This window comes from Synechococcus sp. CC9311, from assembly GCF_000014585.1.
Lineage (GTDB): Bacteria > Cyanobacteriota > Cyanobacteriia > PCC-6307 > Cyanobiaceae > Synechococcus_C.
In genome coordinates this window covers 1192041-1210338 of sequence record NC_008319.1, presented here as the reverse complement: position 1 = coordinate 1210338, position 18298 = coordinate 1192041, and the positions used below count along the sequence as shown (strand labels likewise).

At 51.7% G+C, this 18298-nt stretch carries 19 protein-coding genes and 1 tRNA gene; 12 read left to right on the top strand and 8 right to left on the bottom strand.

Going from position 1 to position 18298, the window contains the following annotated elements; translation table 11 throughout:
- Positions 1-68 precede the first annotated feature (68 nt).
- Positions 69-1145: an LPS export ABC transporter periplasmic protein LptC gene (gene lptC, locus SYNC_RS06185; RefSeq protein ID WP_237699292.1), complete on the top strand. Its 1077-nt coding sequence runs from the start codon at positions 69-71 to the stop codon at positions 1143-1145.
- Here lptC and SYNC_RS06180 read toward each other — a convergent pair.
- Positions 1075-1740: a cofactor assembly of complex C subunit B gene (locus tag SYNC_RS06180; RefSeq protein WP_049750394.1), complete on the bottom strand. Its 666-nt coding sequence runs from the start codon at positions 1738-1740 to the stop codon at positions 1075-1077. The two genes, lptC and SYNC_RS06180, sit on opposite strands and share 71 nt — an antisense overlap.
- Positions 1741-1807: 67 nt before the next feature.
- On the opposite strand from SYNC_RS06180, the gene SYNC_RS06175 reads away from it, so the two are divergent.
- The 7 genes from SYNC_RS06175 (at position 1808) to SYNC_RS06145 (ending at position 6396) form a co-directional block, all read left to right on the top strand.
- Positions 1808-2215 carry a tellurite resistance TerB family protein gene (locus SYNC_RS06175; RefSeq protein ID WP_011619257.1) on the top strand — a complete coding sequence of 136 codons (408 nt, stop codon included), beginning with the start codon at positions 1808-1810 and terminating at the stop codon, positions 2213-2215.
- Between the two features lie 30 nt (positions 2216-2245).
- Positions 2246-2923, top strand: a complete 678-nt coding sequence (gene psb32 / locus SYNC_RS06170; protein WP_011619256.1) for a photosystem II repair protein Psb32 — start codon at positions 2246-2248, stop codon at positions 2921-2923.
- Between the two features lie 6 nt (positions 2924-2929).
- Complete coding sequence (gene pxcA / locus SYNC_RS06165; RefSeq protein ID WP_011619255.1) at positions 2930-4078, top strand: proton extrusion protein PcxA; 1149 nt, start codon at positions 2930-2932, stop codon at positions 4076-4078.
- A 7-nt stretch (positions 4079-4085) separates the two neighbouring features.
- On the top strand, positions 4086-4649 hold the full coding sequence (locus tag SYNC_RS06160) for a bifunctional adenosylcobinamide kinase/adenosylcobinamide-phosphate guanylyltransferase (RefSeq protein ID WP_011619254.1): 564 nt from the start codon (positions 4086-4088) through the stop codon (positions 4647-4649).
- Complete coding sequence (locus SYNC_RS06155; protein WP_011619253.1) at positions 4646-5176, top strand: tRNA (cytidine(34)-2'-O)-methyltransferase; 531 nt, start codon at positions 4646-4648, stop codon at positions 5174-5176. The genes SYNC_RS06160 and SYNC_RS06155 overlap by 4 nt, the downstream gene beginning before the upstream one ends.
- Before the next feature lie 109 nt (positions 5177-5285).
- On the top strand, positions 5286-6287 hold the full coding sequence (locus SYNC_RS06150; protein WP_011619252.1) for a M23 family metallopeptidase: 1002 nt from the start codon (positions 5286-5288) through the stop codon (positions 6285-6287).
- A gap of 35 nt (positions 6288-6322) precedes the next feature.
- Positions 6323-6396 (top strand) — tRNA-Met (locus tag SYNC_RS06145).
- Between the two features lie 38 nt (positions 6397-6434).
- On the opposite strand, the gene SYNC_RS06140 is transcribed toward SYNC_RS06145, so the two are convergent.
- Complete coding sequence (locus tag SYNC_RS06140; protein ID WP_011619251.1) at positions 6435-6728, bottom strand: hypothetical protein; 294 nt, start codon at positions 6726-6728, stop codon at positions 6435-6437.
- A gap of 157 nt (positions 6729-6885) precedes the next feature.
- Here SYNC_RS06140 and SYNC_RS06135 point away from each other — a divergent pair, with 157 nt between their 5' ends.
- Positions 6886-7488 (top strand): peroxiredoxin, encoded by a 603-nt coding sequence (locus tag SYNC_RS06135; protein ID WP_041426515.1) that lies wholly within the window; start codon positions 6886-6888, stop codon positions 7486-7488.
- A gap of 370 nt (positions 7489-7858) precedes the next feature.
- Here SYNC_RS06135 and SYNC_RS06130 read toward each other — a convergent pair whose 3' ends face one another.
- Both SYNC_RS06130 and ftsH read right to left on the bottom strand, forming a co-directional pair.
- Positions 7859-10663 carry a UPF0182 family protein gene (locus SYNC_RS06130; protein ID WP_011619249.1) on the bottom strand — a complete coding sequence of 935 codons (2805 nt, stop codon included), beginning with the start codon at positions 10661-10663 and terminating at the stop codon, positions 7859-7861.
- 14 nt (positions 10664-10677) lie between these two features.
- The gene (ftsH, locus tag SYNC_RS06125) at positions 10678-12540 is read right to left on the bottom strand and encodes an ATP-dependent zinc metalloprotease FtsH (protein ID WP_011619248.1); all 1863 of its coding nucleotides are present in this window, start codon (positions 12538-12540) and stop codon (positions 10678-10680) included.
- A gap of 87 nt (positions 12541-12627) precedes the next feature.
- On the opposite strand from ftsH, the gene rpmF reads away from it, so the two are divergent.
- A complete protein-coding gene (gene rpmF / locus SYNC_RS06120; protein WP_011619247.1) occupies positions 12628-12798 on the top strand; it encodes a 50S ribosomal protein L32 in 171 nt (56 codons plus the stop codon).
- 2 nt (positions 12799-12800) lie between these two features.
- On the opposite strand, the gene SYNC_RS06115 is transcribed toward rpmF, so the two are convergent.
- Genes SYNC_RS06115 through SYNC_RS06105 form a run of 3 tightly spaced genes read right to left on the bottom strand, consistent with a single transcriptional unit; the run spans position 12801 to position 14846 of the window.
- Positions 12801-13757 (bottom strand): kinase, encoded by a 957-nt coding sequence (locus tag SYNC_RS06115; protein ID WP_237699291.1) that lies wholly within the window; start codon positions 13755-13757, stop codon positions 12801-12803.
- Complete coding sequence (locus SYNC_RS06110) at positions 13747-14082, bottom strand: DUF565 domain-containing protein (RefSeq protein ID WP_011619245.1); 336 nt, start codon at positions 14080-14082, stop codon at positions 13747-13749. The genes SYNC_RS06115 and SYNC_RS06110 overlap by 11 nt, the downstream gene beginning before the upstream one ends.
- Positions 14082-14846: an HAD-IA family hydrolase gene (locus tag SYNC_RS06105; protein WP_011619244.1), complete on the bottom strand. Its 765-nt coding sequence runs from the start codon at positions 14844-14846 to the stop codon at positions 14082-14084. Before SYNC_RS06105 ends, SYNC_RS06110 begins: the two co-directional genes overlap by 1 nt.
- 61 nt (positions 14847-14907) lie before the next feature.
- Here SYNC_RS06105 and recJ point away from each other — a divergent pair, with 61 nt between their 5' ends.
- Both recJ and SYNC_RS06095 read left to right on the top strand, forming a co-directional pair.
- On the top strand, positions 14908-16803 hold the full coding sequence (recJ, locus tag SYNC_RS06100) for a single-stranded-DNA-specific exonuclease RecJ (protein ID WP_011619243.1): 1896 nt from the start codon (positions 14908-14910) through the stop codon (positions 16801-16803).
- Positions 16800-18164 (top strand): chloride channel protein, encoded by a 1365-nt coding sequence (locus SYNC_RS06095; protein ID WP_041426513.1) that lies wholly within the window; start codon positions 16800-16802, stop codon positions 18162-18164. Before recJ ends, SYNC_RS06095 begins: the two co-directional genes overlap by 4 nt.
- Here SYNC_RS06095 and psb30 read toward each other — a convergent pair.
- Positions 18143-18250, bottom strand: coding sequence for a photosystem II reaction center protein Ycf12/Psb30 (psb30, locus tag SYNC_RS06090; RefSeq protein ID WP_038013133.1), 108 nt, complete (start codon positions 18248-18250; stop codon positions 18143-18145). The genes SYNC_RS06095 and psb30 overlap by 22 nt on opposite strands.
- Positions 18251-18298 lie beyond the last annotated feature (48 nt).

The following is an 18298-nucleotide window of genomic DNA, read 5'->3' as shown; positions in this document are numbered from 1 at the left end:
GCGCCCTCGTGCTCGGATGCACCTCATCCACAGGCAATCGCTCGGGAACTGATGCACCGCTGCCATTTATGTTTCGCAAATTGGAACTCGAACAAAAAAAATCGAGTGGAGATATCGACTGGAAACTCTCGAGTCCTGAAGCACGCTATGAACTGTCACGCAGACTAGTAAGAGCCAAGCAACCCGTTGGAATCCTCTACAACAAAAACAAACCATCTTTTGAAATTAGAGCTGAGTTTGCAGTAGTCATCAACGATGGCGAGAAGATAATCCTCGAAGGCGATGTTCAATTGCAACAAATAAATGGACAAAAGCTATTAATCAAAGGAGAAAGATTGCGTTGGAATCCAGAACTCTCTCGCTTGGTGATGGAAGAAAAGCCAAGGGCATTTGATGCTCGTTCGCGAATCACCGCAACGGTTGCCGTTCTTCAGCAAGACACTAATGACCTCACTCTCAGCGGTCCTGTTCAACTCGATCGCTGGCAAGACAAGCTCGCGCTCACTGTGAAACCAGATACCGCTGTCCGAACAGGAAATGCACTTTGGAATCTAGAAAACGGCGCACTTGAGGCGGATGGACCAGTTCTTGGTCAACGTCGTAATCAAGAAGGTGTTGTCTTAGAGCAGCTCGAGGGACGAAAATTGACCGGAAATACCCAGAAAGGGGTCATTACGGTTAAATCTCCTGTGATAGTAACCATGCCTAAAAACAAAGGCTTGTTACGCGCCAAAGACACCAGCTGGAATTTCCGTAAACAAACCCTCAAAAGTAACGACCCATTTGAAGGGTTGATCGATGAAATCCAGATCAATGGTGAACGTTTTAGCGCTGCACTCGATCAAAGTACTGTGATCATTCCTGAGGGCTGCCGAATCAAACAACCAGGCGAACGGTTACGCGCGCGCAAATGCCGATGGAATTGGGAAACAGACGAAGTATTAGCGACTGGAAACGTTCGGGTAGAACGAGATGAAAACAATCAAATTACAGAGGCACAAACGCTCAATGGATCTGTAGGAGAGAAAGGATCACTGATTTTCTCAGCTCCAGGAAACAAAGTTCGTTCCGAGCTCACGATTGAGGAAAAGAAGAATGGTCAGGATCAAACACCCCAGCGTTCTCAAGCTCCAGTGTTGTTTTAAGTCTTTCAGCCCAACCCGTCAGCCATCGTTCATCGGATCGACTGAAACAACGCTCTGACCAGCCACCAATCACAACCCAGCCACTTTCTCCGAGGGGTTGCACCATCACGGAAGGCAAGCCGGGCAAAACGGGGTCAAACTCAACTTTGCCCGGGTAGAGGGCTGTTTTCACTAGGGAAACAAGCTCTTGCTTTTGAAGGGCTCGTCGACAAATTTGGCCAGGTTCAAAATCACCAGTTCCTAAAAGACCACGGCGAAGCAGAACCGAGCCCTTCCAAAAGACAAGAATCGTGGCTGCAGAGGTCGCGGTAAGAAATTGATGGCTACCCCACGCCATTTCAGCCCGTACAGCATCGGTCAAGCTGGAAGAGAGCACAAAACCCTGCTCTCCGTCCAACTCAACAGCTTCAGGACTGCGTGGGGAGGCCCGTGTCCAGAGGATGGAAACAAGCATCAAACCAACGCCCGCCATCCCGGCAAGAACATCGGCTCGCTCCAGGCTTGGAGTGATGGTTTCAGCGGTGCTGGCGTTAAGGATTGAAAGCCCCAAAACAAGAACGCCTGCGAGCAAACACCATTGGGAGGATCTCAACATATTTTGCAACTCATGAGCAGTCAGATCGATGCACTCTTGCTGAAATAGAAGCAACCCCCCAACGCTGATGACTGAATCTGAAGCCTTTGCCGCAATTGCGCTGGCCACAGTGGCTTGCGATGGAGTATTAGGAAAGGATGAAGCGCATGCTTTAAGACGTCAACTGGAATATCGAACTCCATATAAAGATCGAAGCGAAAGTGAAATGGCAATGTTGTTTGACCAACTGCTCAAACGCCTTCGCGAGCATGGATCAAATCAATTGATCAAAGATGCCCTTCCTCAACTCAAAGAGTCCCAAAAGGAAACGGCTCTCGCCGTGGCCGTTCAACTTGTTCACGCTGATAGAACTGTGACCACAGAGGAACAAGCGTTCCTCAACGAGCTTGCTCAAAGCGTTGATCTACCTCAAGGCAAAGCTCAAGCCGTGATGGACGCGATCATGGCTTTGAATTACGACAGCCTTGCCAGCTGACGGCAGACTCTCCAAATCGAACGTCACATGATGCCTAGCCTCTTCAAGTCTCTGCAGCTGCTCATCGCCGCAAGCCTCTGCTTCTTTTTGGCAGTGCCCGCGGTTTTCGCCTTGTCTCCCCAAGATTTACCAGCTCAGCCGCCGGAAGAAGCCGTACTTGATTCAGCTGATGTACTCAGTCGGGCTGGAAAGAAAGAAATTGAAAGTCGGCTGAATCAACTGGAATCCTCCAAGGTTGATGCCCGGTTGATCACACTGCGGCGACTGGACTATGGGCTGAGTCTTTCAGGGTTTGGAGAAGAGTTAGTGGAGCGGTGGTCAAACAATGAGAACAGAAGTGAACGTCCTCTCATTCTTTTCCTTGAAGAAACACAGAGCAAACAAGCTGCGGTTGTTGTCTCACCAGAGCTGAGCGATCAACTTCCAGACGCATTACTCCGCAGCACCGGCCGGACCACAATGATTCAGCCAATGCGCGATGGAGAGAGATTCCGCCAGGCATCAATGGATGGAATTGAACGGATTGCGGTCGTTCTCAATGGAGGCGAAGATCCAGGTCCTCCGATTGAAATAGAACGCACCACGATTCCCACAAACGTGCCCACGGTTGAGGAAACGCGCGAGAGCAACGGCTTCACCTGGGTGATTGTGCTGCTAGTGGTCGGAACCATTGTGCCAATGGCCACTTGGTGGGTCTTCTCCCGCTGATCAGATATGGCATTTCGCAATTGGATAGGAGCCTTTGGAAAGGCCAACGCCCTTGATGTCAACTCTGATCTCGATCGGGGCTACGAGGCGGCCTTATTAATCCAGAGCTTGGAGCTGGAGTACTACGGCGACCGACCCATCCGTCCCGATCTAGAGCTCTCTGTTCCGAAATCAGTCCAGGCAACCGTTCTGCGGAAGTTTCGTGTTGCCATCAATGTTTGTCGAGCATCGCTCGATCAACTGGAATACCAGCGCTCTCAGCTGGATCCTCAGGAACTGCGTCAACTTCAGCTCATTGAAAGTGTCGTGAACCGGTACAGCCCCAAACGGGTCTCGACCGCTCCGACCATGACTCGCGATCCAGATCCGCTTCCGCGATCACTGCTTGGGGTCTTCGACAAGGTGCGACGGCAGCTCAATCCAGCTGGGGAAGCGACATTAGTTGCAGGATTTCGGAGACGAAGGGATTCAACCCTTATCTCATTGAAAGTTCTCTTGCTGCTGATTCTTGTGCCTTTGTTAGTCCAACAGGTCAGCCGCACCTACATCATTAGTCCTGCTGTAGATCGCTTTGCTCCAGATCTCCCCTTCTTGAGTTACCCAAAGCCACAACTCGAAGAGCAAGCTGTAGAAAAATTGAGAGTGTACAAGGCAGAAATTGAATTCGATGCACTGCTTCGCGGTGACACAATCCCAAGCCAAGAAGAACTGCAACAACAGCTTGGGAAAAAAGCTTCTGAGCTCAAAGAAGAGGCCGACGCAGAAAGCACCCATGCTGTGAAAAATGTTTTAGCAGACATTTCTGCCACGATTGCCTTTGTCGTTGTCTGCTTGTTCAGTCGTGAAGAGCTCAGAGTTCTTCGAGGATTTTTTGATGAAGCTGTCTACGGATTAAGCGACTCTGCCAAAGCCTTCGCGATTATTCTTTTTACAGATATCTTTGTTGGATTCCATAGTCCAGAAGGTTGGACTGTGCTTCTTGATGGAATTGCCAACCATTTTGGATTCCCAGCCCGTGAAAACTTTATTCTTCTTTTCATCGCTACGTTTCCAGTGATTTTAGCGACCATTTTTAAATATTGGATCTTCCGCTATCTCAACCGCGTCAGTCCATCCTCTGTTGCCACATTGCGAGGTATGAACGGAGGCGGATAACTCCTTGGTGCATCCAAACGCCATAAAACCCGATGTTCCCAACGGAATCATTGTTGTAAGCGGACCCAGCCGTGGAGGGAAAAGCCGATGGGCTGAACATTTGCTCAACGCTCAAGAATCTGTGACCTACGTCGCGACCTCGGCTCAACGTTCGAACGATCCAAGCTGGGAAGAACGGATGCGACTGCATCGAGAGAGACGCCCCTTGCACTGGCAGCTGCGCGAACCAGGATCAAAGCTTGCTGAATGCATTCGAAGAGAGGAGGCCAATCAACCCTTACTGATCGATGCCCTTGGCGGTTTTACTGCCTTGCATCTTGATCACAATGATCTGCAGTGGGAGGAAGAAGTAGAAGAGTTGATTCAAAGTCTTCTTACACGAAAACGCCCCGTCGTGATTGTGGTTGAAGAAACAGGCTGGGGTGTTGTCCCAGCAACAAAGATTGGTGGATTGTTTAGGGACCGCCAAGGCTGGCTGGCCCAACGCTTAGAACAACACGCGACCGATAGCTGGCTTGTTGTTCAAGGAAGAGCTTTGAATCTCTCTCAATTAGGCATACTCGTTCCGTGAACAAAGTTTCAAACAATCAATCATCAGAGGAGCAGTCCCTGATCCAAAAACCCTTAAGGGTGGCACTATTCGAACCACGAATTCCTCCAAATACAGGAAACATTGCCCGCACTTGCGCAGCATTTGGTTTACCACTGGATCTAATTGAACCACTTGGATTCAGTCTTGAAGATCGTTATTTAAAAAGAGCTGGTCTTGATTATTGGCCCCACGTTGACCTCACGATCCACAAGGATGTTGACGCGTTTTTCGAGTCACTAGCTCAGCCCTCAAGGGTGATTGGCTGTAGCCGTCGCGGAGGGATTCTCCTTCGGAACATGGAGTTCCAAAAAGGAGATGTTTTGTTGTTCGGTCGCGAAGACACTGGCCTACCGGAAACAATACGCAGCCGCTGCCACCAAATCACGACCATTTCAATGCCCTGCAGTGCCGGAGAAGATGGCCAAGGAGGCGTGCGGAGCCTCAATCTTTCTGTGGCTTGTGCCATCGTCAGCCATCAAGCAGGTTCGCAGCTTCAGCTGTGGTAATTGGCAAGCTGACACTTCAGCCCTTGCGCCGATCTCACACACCCGCTACTTTCAGCCCGTTCCTGAGCTGTGGTGGCTTCTCCAGGAGCGTTAAAAATCGCTGACTCAGATGAAGCCCATTCTCGTTCTCGTTACGGCAATCGCATCAGGAACGTCCTTGTCTGTTTTGTCTCAGCACCCAGGATTTGCTGATGCCGGTCATGTAGAGGCCCCTGTCCTCTTGGCATCAGCACCATCAACCCAAAGCAGAATATGGGTAAAGGTTTCAAAAAGAAGCACTCTTAAAGATATAGCCGCGGATCTCGGGCTTTCCTCCCCTGATTTAACTGCACTTAACGACCAGTCATCCTTTGAGTCCATCAAAGCTGGGGCATGGATTGTCATCCCCGCCGAAGCAGAGGAAAGTCTTGTTAACGCTACCCGTGTTGACGGAACCACGGTTCTTCGCAAGGCACCACTTCAATCACCTCCTGCTCCACAAGCCGTTGTTCGAATCAAAGCCAACGAGTCTTTATCAACGTTTTCTCGAGATCAAGGTCTGAGCTTGAGCGAATTGCGCTCACTGAACCCAGGCCTCGATCTAGCCCGTTTAGCAATTGGCAGTGAAGTGCGAGTTGCCAAGGCTTCTCCACGCGCTCTGCTTGCGATTCGCCCAACTGGATCTGGAGGGGCAAGCTTTCCCTCTCTGCCAGCATTGCCAGGCATCGAAGAGGGTGGAGAAGGCAATCAAAGCTTCATGTGGCCCACAAAGGGGGTGTTTACATCCGGTTTCGGATGGCGATGGGGTCGAATGCACAAGGGAATTGACATTGCAAACAACGTCGGGACTCCAATCGTTGCTGCCAGAGATGGCGTTGTGAAATTTTCTGGTTGGAGTAGCGGATACGGTTATTTGGTGGAATTGACTCACCCCGACGGTTCATCCAGCCGTTATGCCCACAACAGCCGCCTGCTCGTTCGCAAAGGTCAGATCATTCCCCAAGGAGCGAAAATTTCACTGATGGGAAGTACTGGAAGAAGTACAGGACCTCATCTGCATTTTGAAATTCGCCAACGTGGTGGTTCAGCATTAGATCCAATGGCGAAGCTTCCTGCACGTCGGCCGGCCTAAGACGTTCAGGCGATCGTCTAAAATGTAGAGGTTATGGCTCGGTAGCTCAGCTGGTTAGAGCGTGGGATTCATAACCCCAAGGTCGGGAGTTCAAGTCTCCCCCGAGCCACTTTATGTATTGATCAGATCGTTAAATACGACTAAAACTCAGCGCATTTCGATCGCGTTAAGTCTTTCTCTGAAAGATGTTTGGTTGTCCTTTGATGTTTCTTCAAGCGTCAATATTGGTTGATCCTCGGGAACAGGATTTGGGCGTCGCTGTTGTCGTACAGACTGCCCATGGTGCGGCCTGGCCTGAAGGGTGAGATTTCTGGTATGAGGGTCACGGTTCAATGGCTGACTTTTGAGCTCACTGCGGACTTGATTTAAGAGTCGGAAGTGACCTGTACTGCTGAATTTCCGCAATAAGGCCTGATCCCAAGACATGGATTGATCAATCATCAAACGATATTAGAGCTCCATCGTCAGCAAGCTATTCGAAATTCACCCCACGGCACTCATGGAGGGCGTGATAAATTAAGCCTTGTAACTAGAAGTTGGACCGACTTTGGATTGAGTCTGGTCCATTGCTTCCGTCACTACCCATCGAGCTTTCATCATGACCGACAACGGTTGCCTGCGCGTGGGCCAACAGGCCCCTGATTTCACCGCCACCGCTGTAGTGGATCAGGAGTTCCAAGAGATCAGCTTGTCTCAGTACCGCGGCAAGTATGTGGTCCTGTTTTTCTACCCTCTAGACTTCACCTTTGTCTGCCCAACAGAAATCACGGCGTTCAGCGATCGCTACTCCGATTTCTCAAGCAAAAACACTGAAGTGCTGGGTATTTCCGTAGACAGCCAATTCAGTCACCTTGCCTGGATCCAAACCGCACGCAATCAAGGCGGAATCGGCGATATTAACTATCCGCTCGTTTCAGACCTGAAGAAAGAAATTTCCACTGCTTACAACGTTCTCGATGACGCTGAAGGCGTGGCTCTGCGTGGCTTGTTCATCATCGACCCCGAGGGTGTGATCATGCACGCCACGATCAACAACTTGCCTGTTGGCCGGAATGTTGACGAGACCCTCCGAGTACTTCAGGCATTCCAGTACGTTCAGTCAAATCCAGATGAAGTCTGTCCAGCTAACTGGACACCAGGGGAGAAGACCATGAAGCCTGATCCCAAGGGCAGCAAAGAGTTTTTTGCTGCAATTGGCTGATTGATACCTTCATAACCCTGTAAATTTCATGATTTACAGGGGGTTGAGGAGATCAAAACTGATGATTGAGTGTTCGGGATAGATCAGTGATCTATCCCGATTTTTTATGTCTCATCATTCCTTGATGCCGCACATTAACCAGTCCTACACAGCAACACATGCTCTGACTCATTACCTAGCCGGTATTAGCTTCGGCATTGCGTTCAAGCTGGTGTAAATTGCCTTTGTGATTGGCTTAGATCATCCCCAATAAGCAATTGAAAGATAACCACAAGTAGGCACTTATACAAGCATATTTATCACACTTTTGCTTATTTGGAGGCTTTTTATTTTATTTAAGCCTGGTAAAACATTGTGAAAAGGACCAGCTCTATGAAGACTGATCAAGCTCCTGAACAACAACATCCTTCGATCCACTTCCCTGAAGCAGTGCTTCTAGACCCGTATTTAAATCATTCGCCATCGCCACACGACTTCCATCGCTGACAACAACGCGCGTTAGGGTTGGCAAGCCACCACGACGTGCTCTTAGATAAATCGGCTCCACATAGAGAAGAGCATTCCCGAGTGGCACCACCAAAAGGTTGCCTTGCACAACTTGAGAACCCGCGCGATCCCAGAGACCAAACTGTTGACTGATTTCAGGATTCTGATTAATCAAAGCCTGAATCTGTTCAGGCCCAAAAATCGGTACATCACTAGGAAAACGCAGGAGAACGAGTTCTCCGTAATGATCAGCATCACTTCTGGCTGCCAACCAACCGGAGAGATTGGGACGTGCTAGCGGAGTAAGTGGTTGTAAAAGCAAGAATTCAGAGTCTAAGCTTCGCTTCAATTGTGCTGTTATATGATATGGAGCAACAGGAATCTGCGTCTTTCCATATAGCTCTTTTGGAACCTGCCAAACATCATCACCACTATAAAAAATACGAGGATCGGTAACGTGATAACGGAGCAATTGTTGAACCTGCAGTTCAAACATGGAACTAGGAACCATGAGATGCTGACGCAAAGAAGTGGGCATTGATTCCAAGGGTTGGAACAATTCAGGAAACACCTTCTGCCAACCACGAATCATCGGATCGTCAGGTTCACTCACATAAAGATGAACAGTTCCGTTATAGGCATCAACAATCGCCTTCACCGAGTTGCGCAAATATCGCATCTCCTTACCGTCTGGAAGTGTTGAGGCATAGGGATAGGTATTGGAGCTGGTGAATCCATCAACAATCCAATACTGATGTTGATCGTCATGATACTGATCAAGACCAGACTCCATGGGAACAGAAACAAGATAGGGATCACCTTTCAACTGCAGAAATGGTGCTAATGCCTTTACACGCTTTTTAACGTCTCGTCGAAGCAACAAACGTGAATCAGGTTTCAAAACGCCCGTATTAAGCAACCTTGGATCACGGATATAAATCGATGCAGCAATCCGCTGTCCAAAAGATGCCAGAGGAATGCCAGCTCTCCCTGAATAATGGTTGTAAGTGTTTACGTCGCCTTCTGGATGATCAAACTCCTCAATTTGAGTTGGAGCAACGGCATAGGGAGAAGGTAGCATTCCAAAATACAATGCAGGCCGGCCAATTGGTACATTTTTTTTGACATCAGCGCGACTAATATCAAGAGCTTTATTACCATTAATACGCTCTGAACTACCGATATCGCTAATGAAATAATCAGGTAGTCCGTCTGCTCCTCTTGAGTTCACTGGACTCATCGTGAATCCAAAGCCATGCGTAAAGACAAAATGACGGTTTTGCCAGGTGCGTGATCGCTTGGGGAGGGCTGCTTGGTCGAGTTCACGAGCAGCAAGGATCACCTGCTGGCGTTCAAGTAATTCAGGACGCAACTGATAGCGATCTACCGCTGCATTGGTAAAGCGGTAGTAAACCCTGAGCTGTTGTAGCTGCCGATTGGTCGCAAGAAGCGGTTGACTATCCCACAAACGGATATTGCGCAAGGTACTCGCACCGTCCCGAAGATCTTCGCGGCTCAATCGAGACGAAGGATCAAAAGGCTCAGTCTCAATTGCATCCAATTGATAAGCGTGACGGGTAGCCTCTATCGCTCGACTTATGTAAGGGCGCTCGAGCTGTAATTCCCGCGGACGCACCACAAGCCAGTGCATCAAAGGGAAGAGCACCATCTCCAAGCCAAAGGACGCGATAGCAATAAAGGCCAGAATCAGCCGTAACTGACGGCGTCGAACACTGGAAAAGGGTGATGGCAAAACAACAAACGCCAACACAAGCAGCGCAATCGAGCCAAGGGATCTCAGAGGAAGCAGCAGATGAACATCGAGCCAACCGGCACCTGCAACAATTCCATCCTGAGTCCAAAGCAACTGGTGCCTTGAGAGCCACATCAATCCTGAGAAGCTCATCAGCACCAAGGCAAACCCAGGTCTCAAACCATGTCGCTGACGCGCAGTTAATCCTGGAAAAGCCCAATCACTTAGGCAAGTTGAGCGTGTTAATCGACTCCATAAAGCTGTACTCAGTGTGAGTGAAAGCTGCAAAAGCACTAACTCGAGGCCAAACGCGATTGCAGAAAAACGACCTAAACCAAAGCTCACATCAGACCCGAGCATAGGTTCAACGCGGCCGAGATTAGGAATCGAAAAAGCAAGACTCCAGAGTCCCCAGCTCCGCGCAACGATCAAACAAATACAAACACTTCCATAAACCTGGGTGAGACCTAAACGTCGACTGCGAGTGAGCCCGAACATGATCAATGTCAGCATCAGAATCGACAAACTCAGCAGCGGCCAACCTGTCGAAAAGGGCAGACTCCACCAGTACGACAATGAAAAAGGTTCGATCCAGGCGAGCCAAGCCAGTCGCGTGTCAATGGCCAGAACGGAGAGAAGGACAAGGAGGCACGCCAGGAGACAGAACCCATAGCGATAGCCCGTTAGAACAGGGCTTCGCTCATTTTTTTCGGATTCAGACGGGCGCAGCCAAGACTGACGCCAAAGAGCACAACTACCAACAAACAAAAAAGCAAACAGTGCCCCACCTAATTGAAGGAGTAAGCGTTTGCCGTAAACAGACCCGAGTTCAAATTGATCGAACCAGTACCACTCAACCTGCAGCCTGGAGATAATGACAATCAAGGGGATCAACAAGAGCCCAAACCGCCCAATCGTCCAGATGATCTTTGCCACTGGAGTAGAGCGAATCAAGTCACAGCTGGCTTTTCAGCCAGAACGGATTGACTGAGGGGTTCATCAAGACCGGCTAAATCATAAAAACGCGAACTCGATAGGGTCTCTTCCGCAATCAAGGCCTCAACAAGACGGTCCATCACCTCCCGACGCGGCTCCAACAAGGCGATCGCCTCATTAAGAGCTTGAATTGCCAGCTGGCGAACACAAGCATCAATCGCTTTACCTGTGCTCTCTGCATAAGAAGGACGGGTATGGATTAAATCTCTGCCTAAAAAGACCTCCTGATCACTACCTTCAAGGGCAACGGGCCCTAGAGAAGAAAATCCAAAGCGAGTCACCATTTCTCTGGCGAGATGAGACACCATCTGCAGATCTCCGCTGGCTCCCTGAGTGATTTCACCAGGACCAAACACAACCATCTCTGCAGCACGACCACCAAGTGCCATCACAAGGCGCGCCCGCAAATAAGCCTTGCTCACAAGGCCGGAATCAATGACCTCCTCATCAGGGAAGAATCGAGTGAATCCGCCCACACCACCGCTGCGTGGAAGCAGGGTCACCTTGTCCACGGGATCGGCATGAGGCGTGTGGGCTGCAACCAAGGCGTGGCCAATTTCGTGGTAAGCAATCAAGCGTTTCTTGGCACTGTCTTGGAGCGGAGACGCCGATAAACCCATCGTGATGCGTTCCAACGCAATTTCTAACTCTGAGCTCCCCACAAAAGAACGCTCATGCCGCGCCGTAAGAATCGCGGCCTCATTAATGAGGTTGGCCAAGTCAGCACCTGAAAAACCTGGTGTTCTTAAGGCCCAATCAGCTAAAGACACTTCGTCTGAGAGGGGTCTACTTCGGGCATGGACCGCAAGAATCGCTTCACGCCCTTTGCGATCAGGCAGGTCGACATGAATACGACGATCAAAACGGCCTGGACGCATCAAAGCTGTGTCGAGTACATCAGCTCTGTTGGTAGCCGCTAGCAGGATCACACCTGAATTATCCGCAAAGCCATCCATTTCAGTCAGCAACTGATTCAGGGTCTGCTCGCGCTCATCATTTCCTCCCCCAATTCCTGCACCGCGTTGACGGCCAACAGCGTCAATCTCATCAATAAAAATGATGCAAGGCGATTTTTCCTTGGCCTTGCGAAACAGATCGCGTACGCGACTGGCACCAACACCCACAAAAAGCTCAACAAACTCCGATGCCGCTATCGAGAAGAACGGAACTTCAGCCTCTCCAGCGATAGCTTTGGCAAGCAAAGTTTTTCCCGTTCCTGGTGGTCCCACCAACAGAACACCCCGAGGGATGCGGGCTCCAAGACGGATAAAACTCTCCGGTTGCTTCAGGAAGGTCACAACCTCCTGGAGTTCCTCCTTGGCTTCGCTGATCCCGGCAACGTCCTCAAAACGAACGGTAATTTCATCCTGGGGGCGGATTCGCGCCTGACTGCGACCAAAGCCCATGGCCTTATTAGCGACCTGCGCTGAGCGACGAAGAAGAAAGGAAAGACCGATCACAATCAAGGCGATCAAAGCCAAATTTCCTGCCAACCCAGCCAACGCTTGTTCTTGACGAACATCTTTCACCGACAGGGGTACGCCAGCAGATTCAGCTGTACGCAAAATTTGTTGATCATTCGCCAGCGTGGCGACGGTGGCGTTGCGGCCATCGTCGTATTCAACGATCACTTCACGACGCGCTGGAACCAATTGCAGATCTTTGACCTTTCCCTCTGAAATTTGCGTCAATAACTCGCTGTAGCTCGGAGGTGGATCCGATTTAAAACGAGCAAAAGGATTGGTGGACCTTTCCTTGGAATCGCTCCCAGATGCCTGGGAGACGATGATTTCACGATCTTCCTGACCTGAACTCACACCGTTCCTGCGATCTATTAAGAGTAGCGATTTGACGAGCGGACTCTCGAAAGTAGATTATGGGCGTTTGGAAGAGTTCCGGCTGCAATGGCTGTACCGAAGAAGAAAACCTCTAAGAGCAAGCGCAATCAAAGGCATGCTGTTTGGAAGGCAAAAGCAGCCACTGCTGCACAACGTGCCATGTCAATCGGCAAATCAGTGCTGAGTGGTCGCGCTCAAGGTTTTGTGTATCCGGTTGCTGATGACAGCGAGGACTGAATTTATTTCAAGGTGATCTCACGAACAGCGCGTTGGTTCGTGAGATCAATCACAACGTTGGATAGATGCAGATCTTGCAGCCACGAAACTGGAAATGCAGTTTCAATCATCCGAACAAAGTTTTGAAGAGCCGATTGAGGCACGACAACCCCGGTTGTCTTGGTTTGGGTGTCCACTTGCTGTCGCTTCCAAAGCCGGCTTGATGTGCCGCTTTGAGCTTTGAGGTGCCAAAGCTTATCGATTCGGTGCCAGAGAGGTGCGTAGTCAGGTACAAGCCGAATGAGCTGTTCGCGATACACCAGTTCTTCCCTTGTCAGCTCAAGCGAATGGGAGTTTTCAAGCGAAGAGATCTGCTCTGCAGGTACCTGATCGGGAACAAGAACGCCGACGAACCATCCCTCCAGAACAACCAAATCAGGAGTGGAGCGAACCCATTCACTGCGATCCCCTCGACCTTGACGGAGCGATTTATCAAAGCGAGGGGCATACAACACCCCCGTCTCTCGCCACTGATCAAGCGCTGTGGCCATCAGCTCCAGATCGTGACTACCCGGAATTGCCCTGGGCACTCCCCAGGGATTTCCTGCCATCCGTCGATCAAGCTCTGGTCCAGGCCAATAAAAATCATCGATTGAAAGGAAAGCGATCGACCACCCCAACTCGGAGCTGGCTTGCACAAGCCAATCGCAAAGGGTGGTTTTTCCGCATCCAGGGAGAGCACTTAATCCGAGCAGAGGACGTCCACCAATGTTCAAGAGAGACTCGGCCTGCGAAAGCAATGGCAAGGCCACTCCGAGCAGCCATTCATCGTTTACTTCCGCGGGCCAGACGCAACGGGCAAGCTGAAAACCTCCACGTTGCTGCCAATGACTCCACCAGAGATCAGGATCTGACCAACCCAAAGATTCAAGGAGCAAAGGAAACCCTTTGGGAGCCATTTGCAAAGGGTCAGGAGCCAAGCTTGAAGGCCTCAAAAACGACTGAAAACACGCAACCAATACGGATGTTGTCGAGGGCTAGCCACCCAATCGGCCAAGGTTCTTGCTTGACATAGGTCCGTGCTCGAATCAACAGCTCGATCACAACCACCATCAAGAAAACGACTACTGGGCGTTGGCCGATCTTTTGAAACCAATACATGGTGAAGTTGCTGCCCAAAAGGAACCCCAGCAGAAGGGAGAGAACACCAAGGCTGCGGCGACGCCAAGATCCGGTTAGCGCTCGTGTGAGTTGAACACCAATCCGGCGCTGAAACCGTTCATAGCGAGTGAGATGGGTCGTCATCAATCTGGTAAGACGAGAAGCATCTGCAAGTACTCCAGCGTGACAAGCCCATCCACACAAGGGGGGCCGCTCGAAACAGTGCATGGAACCTGGGTACTCCCAAGATGATCCAGCACCGCCACGGCTTGAGCCTGATAACGATGGAGCTCCTTATCCCATGGGGAAGGCATCAAGAGACAACGCAGGCCAGCCGTTTTGGCAGAAAGAAGGCCCGGGGTTGAATCCTCAAACGCCAAAGCTGAATCCGGATCGGTGTTGCTGCATTCGAGCGCTTTCAGATAGGGCTCAGGACGGGGCTTATGCCTTGATACATCATCTGCACTTATCACCCCAGCAAACGGATGGTCTCCGCCAGGAAACAAAGTGCCTAAAAGCGCGGAGACAGAGGGCCCGCCGCTACTGGTCACAATCCATTGAGCAATCGCACTTTCCTGAAGCTCACGAAGCACTCTTGCTACGCCTGGGCGAAGAGACACGGCTCCGGCACGCACTCCATCGAGATAGTGACGTTGTTTGGAAACACGCAGCTGAGCAAACTGCGCATCACTCAAGACCTCACCCTGCTGCTGCGCAAAGGTTTTCATCCGTAGGCTTCCACCAGGAATGCTGAGCAAGCGCTTGTAGGTCTCTGGGTCCCAGGTCCAATTCAAACCCTGTTCCGCAAAAGCTCGGTTGAAGGCTGGTCGATGCCCATCCATTTCAGTGTCCGCCAGGGTGCCATCCACATCCCAGAACACGGTTTTCAAGACAGGCATGACGGCCATGCAATTCATGGCAACAGCTTGAAGGACCGAGCACAATGCAGGCTTCTTAAGCGCTGGCCCGTTGCCGTCTGCCGTGTCCGTTCAGCAATGGCAACTACCAAGAGGAATAGACCTCACTGCTTTGGATTCGGTTCCACTCCCTTTGCCCCTCCGTGCACTGCTGTTCCGCCGTGGTCTGACAGAGCCGGCTCAAGTGAATGCACTTCTGAATGATTCAGCCCTACCAAAGCCTGGTGGCCACTTCCCTGAATTGGAAAAAGCCGTCCAACGTTTGCATCAGGCTTGTTTGAAGGCAGAGCGCGTTGCGATCTGTGGCGACTACGACGCCGATGGCATGACCAGCACAGCGTTGTTGCTGCGCACCTTGCGTACCTTGGGGGCGGAACCCCAGGCAGCGATTCCAAGCCGCATGGCTGATGGCTACGGCTTGAACTGTTCGATGGTGAATGAGCTCCACGACGCTGGAGTGCGCCTGATTGTCACTGTCGACAACGGAGTGGCTGCTCACGAGGCCCTGAGCAGAGCTGAAGATTTGGGCATGGAGGTGGTACTGACCGATCACCACACGCTCCCAAAGACACGCCCCAAAGCTCTCGCTTTGATTCATCCGGCCACCACGCCGGACCACTCTCCCTATCGCGGGTTAGCAGGCGTTGGGCTCGCCTATGTCGTCGCGCGAGAACTCGCAGAACGCATGCGCCAACCAGCCGCCATCGCCAGTGCTCGTGATTTGTTTTGCATTGGCACGGTGGCCGATATGGCACCGCTGACAGGCGCCAATAGGACTCTCCTGCGAGAAGGGTTGCTTCATCTCCATCGAAGTAACTGTCCGGGGGTGCGCGCCTTACAACAACTCGCAGGACTCGGCGATCGTCCCCTGCGCGCCGATGACATCGGTTTTCAACTGGCCCCCAGAATTAACGCGGTAGGGCGGATCGGCGATCCCCAGTTGGTAGTGGATTTGCTCACCGCTGACGACCAAAACAGCGCCATTGAGCTGGGTCGTCAATGCGACAGTCTCAACCGACAGCGGCGGGAGCTGTGCGATGCCATTGAGGCCGAAGCATTGGCCTTATTGGAGTCTGACCGTGATCCTTTACCACCCTTTCTACTTCTCGCACAAGGCCACTGGCATCACGGCGTGATTGGCATCGTTGCAGCACGTCTGATGGACCGATTTCAACGCCCAACCGCCTTGCTGGCTGCTGATGGCGATGGTCTGATGCGAGCCTCTGTACGGGCTCCCGAAGGATTCGCCGTCGACAAAGCACTCGACCACTGCACAGACCTTCTTGAACGCCATGGCGGCCACCCAGCCGCAGGAGGATTTACGGTAAAGGCCGCGCAAGTGCATCGCCTACATGAGGAGCTGAATGCCTTAGCTCTGTCCTGGATCCAAACGCGCGGAGAGGGAATTCTGGTGGAACCAGAAGCACTTTTATCACTCACTGCGATCAATCACGAACTCTGGTCTGCGTTGCTCTCTCTTGAACCCTTTGGGATCGGCCATCCAGCGCCACTGTTTTGGTCGAGAGGTTGCAAGGTGACATCACAACGATTGCTCCGTGGCGGTCACCTGAAACTCACCTTGGTGCAAGACAACTGTGAGAGAGAAGCCATTGCTTGGCGCTGGCAACAAACTCAACCACTGCCAGCCATCGTGGATGTTGCGTTTCGAATCAGCCTCAACCGCTGGCAAGGAGAAGCAAAACTGCAGCTCGAAATCCAAGCTCTAAGAGAACATCACGCCTGCTTAGATCTCCACCGCGGCCTTGGGGTTTATCGCTGCTCGAGCCCCTCCGCCTCAACCGTAGAGATTCGGAACCCCTCTGGAGAGCGACTGTCTGGATCGGTCAACAGCAATGGAGTTTTCGAAAGTGAAGACAACAGGGCAAGACACCCTTACGTTGCTGACCTCATTCAAGACGCTTGCATTGGCCTCGGCCTCCTGCCATGACTTCTGAACTCAAATCCACCAGCTCACGGTTCCGGGGCACAGCGTCGGTTTTCAACGAGATCACTCGACTTGGCCGCCACTTCATTGGCTTGCTGGTTGTTGGCGTCTTGATCGGGCTGGCTTGCCTCCCACTGAATCTTGTTGATCGCATTCAGGAGTGGCAGTTCCAGTTCCTGCCAACAACCGGCGAAAACCCCTGGACCTCCATCGGTCTGCTGATTGTTTTCGCTCCTTTGCTGGTGATGCCAATCCTGTTGATTCTTCAGCGAGGACCGTGGCGTGGAGGAGCTGGATCAGGAATTCCATCAACGATGAACGCCCTGGGAGATCCATCGTTGATGCCCAGTGCGATGGAAGCAGGGAGCACTGTGCACAGAGGAATCCTGTGGTCGGTGGCGACAGCAGCCATGTTTCCTCTGGGACGGGAAGGCCCGGTGGTGCAATTTGGCTCTGCTGTGGCACGCGCCTGTCAGAAACGTTGGCCCAATTGGATGCCGGCTCTTACCGAACGACAGATGGTTGCCATTGGCGGAGGTGCTGGCCTAGCCGGCGGCTTCAACACTCCCCTGCTTGGCGTTGTCTTCATGCTTGAGGAGCTCACAGCTGAATATTCAATCCTCACGATCTGGCCAGCTTTGCTGGTGTGCATCGCTGCGGCTGGTTTTTCGAACCTTGGAGGGGAGCCCATCTTTGGATTGGGGCTCATCAATGTGTTTGCACCCGAAAGTGAACAACTCTTGCTGGCCGTTCCGATCGGAATCGCCGCTGGTCTTGTCGGTGGATTCTTTAACCGTGGTCTGGTGTGGACCACATCGCGTTTAGCTCCAATGGTGCGGCAACGTCCACTGCGCACCGGCCTATGGCTTGGCGCCGCACTCAGTGTGCTTGCCCTGTTGAGCTGGGGAACTAGCACTGCGGACGGTGAAGCACTCGTGAAGCAACTGCTTGAACGAGGCTTACCAGAATTGGGGGCAGATCACAGTGATGTCCACTCTGGTCTCGTGAGCATTTGGATCACGGTGGTCCGGGTGATTGGCCCCATGCTCGCCCTGGCACCAGGAGTCCCAGGAGGATTGATCGATCCAGCTCTCACCTTCGGTGCCGTGCTCGGTTACAGCATCTGTGCGGTGATTGGATTCAGCACCCAAGTGGGTGTGGGACTTGGATTAGCAGCAGGACTGGCTGGAGCAACCCAACTGCCGCTGGTCTCCCTCATTTTTTCCTGGCGACTGGTGGGCGATCAACAGTTATTTGCAGGAGCTTGTCTCACGGCCGTAATCGCCGCTTACACCGGGCGGCTTGTCTCCAGAACACCGGTGTATCACGCACTCGCAAAGCTTCAGAGAGCTCCGCGCCTGTAAAAGAGGATAAAGATCACAGCTGGGCCAGCAAGCGTGATCAGAGCGAGGGCCCCAAAATTTGCAATCAGGTGGATATCAAATCCCATGGGAGGAAAGCAGTTGATCAGCATGATGCCTCCAAAAGGGTACGGGGC